This is a genomic window from Trebonia sp. (assembly GCF_049794275.1).
Classification (GTDB): domain Bacteria; phylum Actinomycetota; class Actinomycetes; order Streptosporangiales; family Streptosporangiaceae; genus Trebonia.
In genome coordinates this window covers 1-1,510 of record NZ_JBARCR010001016.1, presented here as the reverse complement: position 1 = coordinate 1,510, position 1,510 = coordinate 1, and the positions used below count along the sequence as shown (strand labels likewise).

Annotated in this window: 1 protein-coding gene; it reads right to left on the bottom strand. The window is 70.7% G+C overall.

Annotated elements, in window-relative coordinates; translation table 11 throughout:
- The coding region (gene recQ / locus WA805_RS25620; RefSeq protein ID WP_425243621.1) for a DNA helicase RecQ at window positions 1–1,510 on the bottom strand (1,510 nt) is incomplete at both ends.

The following is a 1,510-nucleotide window of genomic DNA, read 5'->3' as shown; positions in this document are numbered from 1 at the left end:
CAGCCGAGCGGCGCCCAGAGCGCGGCGCCTTCGGCATCGGGGCGTCGCGGCGGAGCATGACCAAGCGGTCCCCGCGCAGCACCTCGCCGCTGTCCGCGGTCATCGCCAGCGTCTGGTACTCGCCGACGACGGCGAGCAGGCCGCGGGCGAGCAGCTGGCGGACGACGCCGCGCCATTCGGCTTCGCGCAGGTCGGTGCCGATACCGAAGGTCGTCAGCTCGTGATGCCCGTACTGGGCCACGCGATCGGTCTTGCGGCCGAGCAGGATGTCGATGACCTGCCCGGCGCCGAACCGCTGGTCCCGCTCCCTGTCCAGCCGCACGATGGTGGACAGCAGCTTCTGCGCGGGCACTGTGCCGTCCCACACCTCCGGCGGCGACAGGCAGGTGTCGCAGTTGCCACAGGCGGCGGTCCGTTCGGAGAAGTAGGCCAGTAGCTGCGTGCGCCGGCAGTCCGTCGTCTCGGACAGCGCGAGCATCGAGTCCAGGTGCGACGCCAGCCGCCGCCGGTGCGCGAGGTCGCCGTCGGAGCCGTCGATCAGCCGCCGCTGCTGCACCACGTCGGCGAGGCCGTAGGCGAGCCAGGCGGTCGCGGGCAGCCCGTCACGGCCGGCCCGGCCGGTCTCCTGGTAATACCCCTCGACGGAGCGCGGCAGGTCCAGGTGCGCGACGAACCGCACGTCCGGCTTGTCGATCCCCATCCCGAACGCGATCGTGGCGACCATCACGAGCCCGTCCTCGCGCAGGAAACGGGCCTGATGCTCGGCGCGGGTGCCGGCGTTGAGGCCGGCGTGGTACGGCAGCGCCGCGATGCCCTGCTCGGTGAGGAACGCGGCGACCCGCTCGGTGGAGTCGCGGGTCAGGCAGTAGACGATCCCCGCGTCTCCCGGGTGCTCTGTTCGCAAGAACTGCAGCAGCTGCTTCTTGGGTTCATTTTTCGGAACGATCCGGTATTGCACGTTCGGCCGGTCGAATGACGACACGAACAGCCGGGCGCCGGCCAGCTTGAGCCTGATCGCGATCTCTTCCCGCGTCGCCTGGGTAGCGGTGGCGGTCAGCGCGATCCGCGGCACGTCGGGCCACCGCTCGTGCAGCACCTGCAGCTCGAGGTAGTCGGGGCGGAAGTCGTGGCCCCACTGCGACACGCAGTGCGCCTCGTCGATCGCGAACACCGAGATCTTCGCGTCGTCGAGCAGCTTGAGCGTCGCCTCGGTGCGCAGCCGCTCCGGTGCGAGGTAGAGCAGGTCGAGCTCGCCGGACCTGAACTCCTGCTCCACGACGTGCCTGGTCCCCGGGTCCTGCGTGGAGTTGAGGAAGTCCGCGCGGATCCCCAGCTGCTGCAGCGCCTGGACCTGGTCCTGCATCAGCGCGATCAGCGGCGAGATCACCACGCCGGTGCCCGGGCGGACCAGCGCGGGGATCTGGTAGCACAGCGACTTCCCGCCGCCGGTCGGCATCAGCACGAGCGCGTCGCCGCCGTCGATCACGTGGCCGATGATCTCCTCTTGCCG